Source organism: Teichococcus aerofrigidensis, assembly GCF_054073225.1.
This window is the reverse complement of the sequence record NZ_JBSXMU010000004.1, coordinates 90,097-99,605: the sequence shown is the minus strand read 5'-3', so window position 1 is coordinate 99,605 and position 9,509 is coordinate 90,097. Positions and strand designations below refer to the sequence as shown.

Below are 9,509 nucleotides of genomic sequence, written 5' to 3'. Positions count from 1 at the left end.
CGGGCGCCGGGGCGGGGCGCCGGGCCCGCCAGGCCCCGCGCCGGGGTGGGCGGGCGACGCTGCTCGCCGTGGTCCCGCTCTGCGGCACCTTCGGGCTGATGGCCGCGCTGGGCGCCGTCGCCGGCGGCGCGGAGATCGTCTGCCAGGACCGCTTCGATCCCGCCGTGACCGACCGGCTGCTGCGCGCGCGCCGCGTGACGCACACGATCGGCGCCGACGACATGATCTACCGCCTGGCCGAGGTCGCCGCCGGCCGGCCCTATCCCGATCTGCGCTTCACCGGCTTCGCCAGCTTCAGCCCCGGCGCCGCGCGCGTGCTCGCCCTGAGCGATGCCCTCAACCTGCATGCGCGCGGTCTCTACGGCAGTTCCGAGCTGCTCGCCCTCTTCGCGATCCAGGAGGAGACGGATGCGGAGCGGCGCGGCCTCGGCGGCGGCCTGCCCCTGTCGCCGCGCGCCGAATGCCGCATCCGGGAGGGCGGCGAGCGCGGCGAGCTGGAATGCCGCGCGCCCTCGATGTTCGCGGGCTATCTGGACGATCCCGGCGCGACGGCGAAGGCGCTGACGCCGGACGGCTTCTATCGCACCGGCGATCTCTGCCGGCTGCGCGCCGAGGGCGGCTTCGACTACGAGAGCCGGCTGGGCGACGCCCTGCGGCTCGGCGGCTTCCTGGTCAGCCCCGAGGAGATCGAGGCTTTCCTCAAGGCGCTGCCCGGCGTGGACAATGCCCAGGTGGTGGGGCTGCGCGAGGCCAGCATGGCCGTCGCCTTCGTCACCCCCCGCCCCGGCGCGACACTGCGCGAGGCCGATCTCGCCGCCGCCTGCCGCGCCCGCCTGGCCCGCTACAAGCAGCCGGCCCGCATCCTGCCGCTCGACGCCTTTCCGGTCACGGAAAGCCCGAACGGCGTGAAGATCCAGCGCGTGCGCCTGCGCGAGATGGCCGAGGCGCTGATGGCCGACACCGAAGGAGCCACCCCATGAGCCACGCCCTCTACCTGGAGGATTTCCAGCCCGGCCAGCGCTTCGAGAGCCGCGGCCGCACGCTGACCGAGAGCGACCTGACGATGTTCGCCATGCTGTCGGGGGACTGGAACCCCGTGCATGTCGATGCCGCCTTCATGAAGGAGAGCCGCTACGGCCAGCGCATCCTGCACGGGCTGCTCGGCCCGGCGGTGATGACCGGCATGATGCACACGCTCGGCATCTTCGACGGCAGCGCCATCGCCATGCTGGACGTGAAGGAGCTGCGCTTCCTGAAGCCGCTGCTGATCGGGCAGACGGTGCATCTGGAACTCGAGATCCTCTCCGTCCGCGAGACCAGCGACGGGCAGCGCGGCGTGGTCGACCGGCTGTTCCGCCTGGTCGATTCCGAGGGCGTGACGGTGCAGGAGATGCGCTCGGCGGTGCTGGTGGCGAAGCGGGGCTGAGCCCCCCGCCCTACCCCGTGAGGCCGAAGCTGGTATCCAGCGCGTCCTGGACGCGGACCGGCCGCGAGAACACGCCGAACTCCACCGCCAGGTCGCTCGCCGCCTGCAGCTCCGCCACCAGCGGGGCATCGATCGGCACGGAACGGGTGCGCTGCACCTCATAGGCGCGCCGCAGCATCGGCTCCGGGATTCGCGTCAGCTCCGAGGTGCTGCGGGCGAATTCGGGAATGTGGTCCAGCGCCCAGGCGAAGCCGCGCTGCTGCCGCAGCAGCAGGTCCTGCACCAGCGCCCGCTTGTCGCGCAGCACGGCGTCATGCACGGAGATGAAGTTCACCGTGGGCGTCAGGCCGGTGCCATCGACCAGCACGCGGGCGCCGAAGCCGGCCAGCTCGATGGAGATATAGGGCTCCCAGATCGCCCAGGCATCCACGGCGCCGGAGCGGAAGGCCAGTGCCGCATCCACCGGGCCGAGCGGCACCAGGGTGATCTCCTCCGGCGCGATGCCCTCCCGCTTCAGCGCCGCCCGCACCAGGTACTGCCCCCAGCCGCCCCGGTTGCCGGCGATGCGCTTGCCGCGCAGATCCGCCAGGCTCCCGGCCTTGCTGTCGCCCCGCACCAGGATGGCCTGGGACTTCGGGTCGTGCCGCGTGGCGCCGACCGCCTTGATCGGCGCGCCATTGGCGAAGACGCTGAGGAAGGCGAGGTCGCCCTGGCTGCCGGCGTCGATCGCATGGGCGTTCAGCGCCTCCAGCAGCGGCGCCGCGGCGGGGAACTCGCTCCATTCGATGCGGTAGGGCAGGTCGCGCGCCTGGCCCGACACGTCGAGCAGCGAGCGCAGCCCGCCCTTCTGGTTGCCGACGCGCAGCACCGGCAGGCCCTGCGCGCGCAGGAGGGCGGGAGTGGCGAGGGGCGCGGCCGCCAGGGCGGCGAGCAGGGCGCGGCGGCGCGGCGCCAGGGGAAGCTGGGTCATCGGTTGGCGTCCTTGAAGGAGAGGCTGAGGGAGGGGAAAGGCGGCTCAGCCGCCCCGACATCGTTCCCGCCGAGGGCGCCGCATCGCCTCGGAGCCCGTTCGAGAATGCGGCGGCGGCGGGCTGGCGAGGGATTTTTCGTGCCGGGCAGGACGGTCCGCCGCTCCGATGCGGGGCATCGGGGCAAGGGCCTGCCGCCCCCGGCGCGGAAAGGACCCGGCAGACCGACCCGCGACCATTCCCGAACGGGCTCTCAGGCTGCCTGCCGCGAATCGGCGCCGAAGGCAGGCCGCGCCGCGGCGTCGTGGCCATCCTCGTCCACGCCCAGCGCGCCGAGCAGCCGCAGGCGCAGCGCCTCGAAGGCCGGATCGGCGCGGCGGCGCGGGCGCGGCAGGCCGATCGGGATGTCCTCCACCAGATGCCCGCCGGCCAGCACCAGGGCGCGGTCGGCCAGCAGCAGCGCCTCCTCCACGTCATGCGTCACCAGCAGCACGGCGGGGCGGTGCGCCTGGACCAACTCACCCACCAGGGACTGCATCCGCAGGCGGGTCAGCGCGTCAAGCGCGGCGAAGGGCTCGTCCAGCAGCAGCAGCTCGGGCTCGCGCACCAGGGCACGGGCCAGGCCGGTGCGCTGCGCCTCGCCACCCGAGAGGGTGAGTGGCCAGGCCTCGGCGCGATGCGTCAGCTCGACCTCGGCCAGCGCCGCCTCCGCCTTCCGCCGCGCCTCGGCGGCACTGCCCGGCAGGCCGAGCGCGACATTCTTCCAGACCTTCTTCCAGGGCAGCAGGCGCGGCTCCTGGAAGACCACGGCACGCCGCTCCGGCACCGTGGCGCGCCCCTCGGTCACGGGATCGAGCCCGGCGAGGGTCCGCAGCAGCGTCGTCTTGCCCGAGCCGCTGCGGCCGAGCAGGGCGACGAACTCGCCACGGCGGATGGTCAGGTCGATGCGGTCCAGCACCGGCGGCCGCTCGGGGCCGTGGAAGCGGCGGGTCAGGCCGTGCACCTCGACGACGGGACGGGTCATGGCGTCAGCCCTCCCGCACCAGGCTCGGGCGCCAGGCCAGGGCGCGGCGCTCCAGGGCGCGCACCAGCTGGTCGGCGGAGAGGCCGAGCAGAGCATAGACCAGCAGGCCGACGACGATGATGTCGGTGCGCAGGAACTCGCGCGCATCCATCACCAGGAAGCCGATGCCGGCGGTGGCGTTGATCTGCTCGCCGACGACGAGGCTGAGCCAGGCGGTGCCGAGCGCGTAGCGCAGCCCGACCAGCGCCTGCGGCAGTGCCGCCGGCAGGACGATATGGACGATCTTCTGCGCGTGGCTCAGGCCCAGCACCTGCCCCGCCTCCAGCAGCTTCGGGTCGGTGCTGCGGATGCCGCCGAACAGCGTCAGGTAGATCGGGAAGGTGGCGCCGAGCGCGACCAGGGCGATCTTGGTCGCCTCGCCGATGCCGAGCCAGAGGATCAGCAGCGGCACCAGCGCCAGGAAGGGCAGCGCGCGCAGCATCTGCAGGGTGGCGTCGATGGCGTCCTCGCCGAGCTTCGACAGGCCGGCGACCAGGCCCAGCGAGACGCCAGCGCCGATGGCGATGGCCAGGCCGATGGCCACGCGCTGCAGCGAGACCAGCAGGTGATGGCCCAGCTCGCCGGAGACGATCAGCTCCCAGGCGGCGGTCGCGATGGCGCTGGGCGGCGCCAGCATGCGGGTGGAGATCAGGCCGGCCTCCGCCGCCGCCTGCCAGAGCAGGATCAGCAGCACGGGCACGACGAAGCGGCGCGCCCGGCCGAGACCCGGCCAGCGGAAGGCCCGGCGGAAAGAGGGGCGTGCGGCGGCCCGGACGGGCGGCCTGCCCTCGAGGGCGGTGGTGGCGGAGGCTGGCATGAGGATCACTCCCGGTGCGGACGGCAGGGCCCGGCGGTCGGCCGGAATCGCGGGCGGGTCGCGGGCGCGTCAGCGCCGGCGGGCGAGGCGGAGCATCGGGCGACAGCGGCCCCGGCAGGGCCCGGGCCGGTTCAGGACAGGGAAAACGAACATGGTCAGGAGATTCCACGCAAAGCCATGCGTGTAAAGAAATTCCACCCTCGCACTTCCAGGCGCCCTCACCTCCCCCTCCACATTTCGGGAATTCCTTTAATGCCCTGTAAGGAAACAGTATTCCCCTGAGAATGCCGGGAGCCACGGGGTCCGGCGGGCGGTACGGGAGAATGTCCGTCTCCGGGCCGCCCGGCCCGCAGCATGGCGTTCCACCGGAGCGCTCAACTTTACGAAATTCAACCTCGCTCTCCGGCCCAACCGCCTCGCCTCCCGGGTGTTGCTCAGCAGCGGAGGGGAGACAGGCGCATGGAATGCAGACTCGACGGGCAGGTGGCGGTGGTCACCGGCGCGAGTTCCGGCCTCGGCCGCGCGGTCGCCCTGCTCTACGGCCAGTCCGGTGCCGCGGTGGTGGTGAACTATCACCGCGATGCCGAGGGCGCGGCCGAGGTGGTGCGGCAGATCGGGCAGGCCGGCGGACGGGCGCTCGCCGTGCAGGCCGATGTGGCCGAGGAGGCGGCGGTCGAGGCCTTGTTCGACGCCGCCGCCCGCCATTTCGGCGGCATCGACATCCTGGTCGCCAATTCCGGCCTGCAGCAGGACGCGCCGGTCGCGGAGATGACCCTGGAGCAGTGGCGGCGGGTCATCGACGTCAACCTGACAGGTCAGTTCCTCTGCGCGCGCGCCGCGATCCGCCGCTTCCGCGCCCAGGGCAGGCGGCCCGGCGCCGCCCCCAGCCTCGGTAAGATCCTCTGCATGAGTTCGGTGCACGAGGTCATCCCCTGGGCGGGGCGGGTGAACTACGCCGCCTCCAAGGGCGGGGTGGCGCTGCTGATGCGCAGCCTGGCGCAGGAGGTGGCGGCGGAGGGCATCCGGGTGAACGCCATCGCCCCCGGCGCCATCCGCACGCCGATCAACGCGGAGAACACCGAGGGCGAGGCCGGGGAGAAGCTGTTGTCGCTGATCCCCTATGGCCGCATCGGCACTCCGGAGGACGTGGCGCGCGCCGCGCTCTTCCTGGCCTCCGACATGGCCGATTACGTGGTCGGCGCCACGCTCTTCGTCGATGGCGGCATGACGCTCTACCCCGCCTTCCGCGACAACGGGTGAGGCGCGCCCTTGGCGCGTGATCTGTTCACATTCGTTCACAGAACACGCTTTCCATCCTTGTTCGATCGCGTGATTCACGCCTTTCGGTGATTCCACCTCAGGCGGTCACGCTCTAGCCTTTTGTTTTTGCGAGCATCTTCACCCGATCAGTTGATTTCAACCGATCGGGATCTGCTCTAGTCGGCGTACTGTCCCGCCGCCTGGATGATCGGCCGCCAGCGCGCCACCTCCTCCGCCAGGTAGCGGCGGTGATAGGCCGGCGTCGCGCGCTCGGCGCCGGCCGGCTGGGTGACCAGTTCGCCGAAGCGGGTCAGCAGCCGCTCCTCGCGCAAGGCGGCGCGGATGGCGGCCGAGAGCCGCTCCTGCACCTCGGGCGGCGTGCCGGCGGGGGCGTAGAGGCCATGCCAGGTGCTCATCAGGATGTCCGGCTCGCCCGCCTCGGCCGTGGTGGGCAGGTCGAGGCCCGGCACCCGCCGCGGCAGGGTGACGGCATAGGCCTTGATGCGCTTCTCGCGGATGAAGGGCGCCGTGTTGGTCGCCTGGTCGCAGAAGACATCGATGCGCCCGGCGATCATGTCGGTGATCGCCGGCGCGCTGCCGCGGAAGGCGACGGTGGTGAGCTTCCGGCCCGCCGCGCTCTGCAGCAGGACGCCGCAGAGCTGGTTGGCGCCGCCGAGCCCGGCATGGGCGAGCGTCAGCGCCTCGCCCTTCTCGCGGATCTCGCGCATGAAGCCGGCGAGGTCATCGGCCGGAAAGTCGGGCCGCGCCACCAGCGTCATCGCGGCGTCGGAGACGAGGCCGAGCGGCGCGAAGCTCTCCTGCACGTCATAGGGCAGCTTACGGTAGAGCGTGGCGGTGCTGGCATGGCCGATGTGATGCATCAGCAGCACCGTGCCGTCCGGCCGCGCCTGGGCCACGCGGCCGGCGGCAATGGTGCCGCCGGCGCCGGTGACATTCTCCACCACCACCGACTGTCCGAGATCCTTGGCCATCCCCTCGGCCACCAGCCGGCTGATGACGTCGGTCGGCCCCCCGGCGGCGAAGGGCACCGTCACGGTGATGGCGCGGTCCGGCACGCCGCCGCGGCCCTGGGCCAGGGCGGGGGTTGCCAGCAGGGCGGCGCCGGAGGTCAGGAGGGTTCGGCGGTGGATCATGGATGTCTCCCTTTCGTTGCGTCTGTTTTCGTCCAGTCTGGCCCGTTGGCCGGAGCCGGCAAAGACGCAATCGGGGGACGGAGGCCGCTAGCCCCGCCGCGCCTCAGACATTGGCGCTGCGGATCGCGTCGCAGACCGCCTCGGTCACCTCCCGGGTCGTGGCCTTGCCGCCCAGGTCGGGGGTGAGGAGGCCGCTGGCGGTGACGCGCTCCACCGCCTTCATCAGCCGCGCCGCCGCCTCGCGCTCGCCCAGATGCTCCAGCATCTGCGCCCCGGTCCAGAAGGTGGCGACGGGATTGGCGATGCCCTTCCCGGTGATGTCGAAGGCCGAGCCATGGATCGGTTCGAACATCGAGGGGAAGCGCCGCTCGGGGTCGATGTTGCCGGTGGGCGCCACGCCCAGGCTGCCGGCCAGCGCGGCGGCGAGATCGGAGAGGATGTCGGCGTGCAGATTGGTGGCGACGATGGTGTCGAGGCTCTGCGGCTTCAGCACCATGCGCATGGTCATGGCATCGACCAGCATCTTGTCCCAGGTGACGTCCGGGAACTCGCGCGACACCTCCTCGGCGATCTCGTCCCACATCACCATGCCGTGCCGCTGCGCGTTCGACTTGGTGACGACGGTCAGCAGCTTCCTCGGCCGCGCCTGCGCCAGGCGGAAGGCGTAGCGCATGATCCGCGTCACGCCGACGCGGGTGAAGATCGCCACCTCGGTGCCGACCTCCTCCGGCAGGCCCCGGTGCGCGCGGCCGCCATGGCCGGAATACTCGCCCTCGGAATTCTCGCGCACGATCACCCAGTCGAGGTCGCCGGGCCCGCAGTCGCGCAGCGGCGGGGTGATGCCGGGCAGGATCGTGGTCGGGCGCACATTGGCGTACTGGTCGAAGCCCTGGCAGATCGGCAGGCGCAGGCCCCAGAGGGTGATGTGGTCCGGCACATCCGGCGCGCCGACGGCGCCGAAGTAGATGGCGTCGAACGCCTTCAGCCGCTCCAGCCCATCCGCCGGCATCATGACGCCGTGCTTCCTGTAGTAGTCGGAGCCCCAGGGGAACTGCTCGACATGCAGGCGGAACTCGCCGGTGCGCTGGCTGAGCGTCTCCAGCGCCTGCAGGCCGGCGGCGATGACCTCGGGGCCGATGCCGTCGGCGGGGATGGCGGCGATGCGGTACTCGCGCATGGGGGGCGTCACTCCGGGATGGTTTTCCCGGCAGGATAGACCGTTTCGCCGCCATGCCCATCGGGTGCCAAAGAAAAGGCCGGGGAAGGCGATGCCCTCCCCGGCCCTCTCTCCTCCCCGGCGGTCAGGCCGCCAGGGCAAGCTCCGGCGGTGCCGGCTCGGCCGCCGCGACCTCCAGCATCGGGCGGTCGCGCACCTCGGCCAGGCGGGTCTGGTCGAAGCCGTTGAAGCCGGTGCGCAGGCAGGCGCCATAGGCCCCGAGCTGGCCGATCTCGATCCAGTCGCCCTCGCGGACATCCTCGGGCAGGAGGAAGGGCCCGCGCATGAAATCGGCGCTGTCGCAGGTCGGGCCGAAGAGCGAGAAGCCGCGCTCCGTCGTGGCCGCCCCGCCCTCCGGGCGGATCAGCCGGGAGGGGAAGCGGAAGCCCGGCGCCCCGGCATCGGAGAGGGTGCCGTAGACGCCGTCATTGACATAGAGCGTGTCGCCGCGGCGCATCTGCACCTGCACCACGACGGAGCCGCCGCCGGCCGCCAGCGCGCGCCCCGGCTCGCACCACAGCTCGGCGCCCGGCAGGCCCAGCGCCTCGAAACCCGCCTCGATCTCGGCGAAATAGGCGCCGAGCGGCAGTGGCTCGATCTCCGGATAGGCCACCGGAAAGCCGCCGCCGACATCGACCACGTCGATGGCGACGCCAGCCAGGCGGATCGCCTGTCCGGCCAGCGCCAGGGCGCGGCGATAGGCCAGCGGATCCATGCACTGCGAGCCGACATGGAAGGAGATGCCGAGCCGCGCCGCATGCGGCCGCGCCGCGCGCAGCAGCCCGACGGCCGCCTCCAGCGTCGCGCCGAACTTGCCCGACAGATCATACAGCGCCCCGCCCCCCGGCGGCGGCGCGATGCGCACCACGAGGCCGAGGCCCTCCGCCGCGCCGGCGCCGGTCTCCTCCAGGATCTTGGCCAGCTCGCTCGCATCGTCCAGCACGAAGTCGCGCACGCCCTGGCGGGTCCAGGCCTCGCGGATGGCCGGGCGGGACTTCACCGGATGCATGAAGTGGATCGCGGCCCCGGGGAACATCCCGCGCACCAGCGCCACCTCGGCCGCCGAGGCGCAGTCGAAGTGCCGCACGCCGCCATCCCAGAGCGCCTGGAGCAGCAGCGGCTCGGGGTTGCACTTCACGGCATAGAGCACCGTGCCCGGAAAGCCGGTGACGAACTCCGCCGCGCCCCGGCTCAGGGCGGCGGGACGCAGGCAGAGCATCGGCTCGGCCGGGCGCTCGATGGCGACCAGGGCATCGACGGAGGGCAGGGCCGCGAGGCTCACCCGCGTCGCGGGACGGACAGGCGAGACAGCGGTGCGGGCGCGGAGGAGGCTCATGGCGGAAATCCCCACAACAACAGGCGACAGCGGAGGAGCCGGCGCGGCCGGCGGCGATGCGAGGCGGGCTGGAAGCGTGGCGCTCCCGGCGATGGCCTCAGGCGATGTTGCGATGGGTGGGCATCGCAGGCGTCCGTTCACCGAACATATCCACACTCCCTTCAGGACGCCGGCCCGCGAGGACCGGCCACTTCGAGAAAGGACGCTTCTACGTCGTTGCTGTGCCCCCTCCGGGAGCTCGCGGCACGTGCGATGGCGTCAGAGGCCGC

At 72.2% G+C, this 9,509-nt stretch carries 9 protein-coding genes; 3 read left to right on the top strand and 6 right to left on the bottom strand.

The genetic code is table 11. The features are described 5' to 3' along the window. Together ACVMLK_RS02535 and ACVMLK_RS02530 are read left to right on the top strand one after the other, a co-directional pair. Nucleotides 1-980: AMP-binding protein (locus ACVMLK_RS02535; protein WP_457485518.1), on the top strand; the 980-nt coding region annotated here is incomplete at its 5' end. Continuing rightward, entirely contained in the window at nt 977-1,426 is a 450-nt protein-coding gene (locus ACVMLK_RS02530; RefSeq protein ID WP_198364419.1) for a MaoC/PaaZ C-terminal domain-containing protein, read from the top strand. The genes ACVMLK_RS02535 and ACVMLK_RS02530, both read left to right, overlap by 4 nt. A gap of 10 nt (nt 1,427-1,436) precedes the next feature. On the opposite strand, the gene ACVMLK_RS02525 is transcribed toward ACVMLK_RS02530, so the two are convergent. From ACVMLK_RS02525 to ACVMLK_RS02515, 3 genes are all read right to left on the bottom strand, one after another. Beyond that, nucleotides 1,437-2,396, bottom strand: a complete 960-nt coding sequence (locus ACVMLK_RS02525; protein ID WP_457485517.1) for an ABC transporter substrate-binding protein — start codon at nt 2,394-2,396, stop codon at nt 1,437-1,439. Between the two features lie 251 nt (nt 2,397-2,647). Beyond that, a complete protein-coding gene (locus tag ACVMLK_RS02520) occupies nt 2,648-3,418 on the bottom strand; it encodes an ABC transporter ATP-binding protein (protein WP_198364417.1) in 771 nt (256 codons plus the stop codon). Nucleotides 3,419-3,422: 4 nt separating this feature from the next. After that, a complete protein-coding gene (locus ACVMLK_RS02515) occupies nt 3,423-4,274 on the bottom strand; it encodes an ABC transporter permease (RefSeq protein ID WP_422921498.1) in 852 nt (283 codons plus the stop codon). Between the two features lie 459 nt (nt 4,275-4,733). Here ACVMLK_RS02515 and ACVMLK_RS02510 point away from each other — a divergent pair, with 459 nt between their 5' ends. Beyond that, nucleotides 4,734-5,534, top strand: coding sequence for a glucose 1-dehydrogenase (locus ACVMLK_RS02510; protein ID WP_457485516.1), 801 nt, complete (start codon nt 4,734-4,736; stop codon nt 5,532-5,534). A 176-nt stretch (nt 5,535-5,710) separates the two neighbouring features. Here the strand turns inward: ACVMLK_RS02510 and ACVMLK_RS02505 are convergent, their stop codons facing one another. From ACVMLK_RS02505 to ACVMLK_RS02495, 3 genes are all read right to left on the bottom strand, one after another. After that, nucleotides 5,711-6,688 carry a tripartite tricarboxylate transporter substrate-binding protein gene (locus tag ACVMLK_RS02505; protein WP_457485515.1) on the bottom strand — a complete coding sequence of 326 codons (978 nt, stop codon included), beginning with the start codon at nt 6,686-6,688 and terminating at the stop codon, nt 5,711-5,713. Between the two features lie 103 nt (nt 6,689-6,791). Beyond that, nucleotides 6,792-7,865: a tartrate dehydrogenase gene (locus ACVMLK_RS02500; protein ID WP_457485514.1), complete on the bottom strand. Its 1,074-nt coding sequence runs from the start codon at nt 7,863-7,865 to the stop codon at nt 6,792-6,794. A 124-nt stretch (nt 7,866-7,989) separates the two neighbouring features. Then, nucleotides 7,990-9,240 (bottom strand): type III PLP-dependent enzyme, encoded by a 1,251-nt coding sequence (locus ACVMLK_RS02495; RefSeq protein ID WP_422921500.1) that lies wholly within the window; start codon nt 9,238-9,240, stop codon nt 7,990-7,992. Between the last annotated feature and the right edge of the window lie 269 nt (nt 9,241-9,509).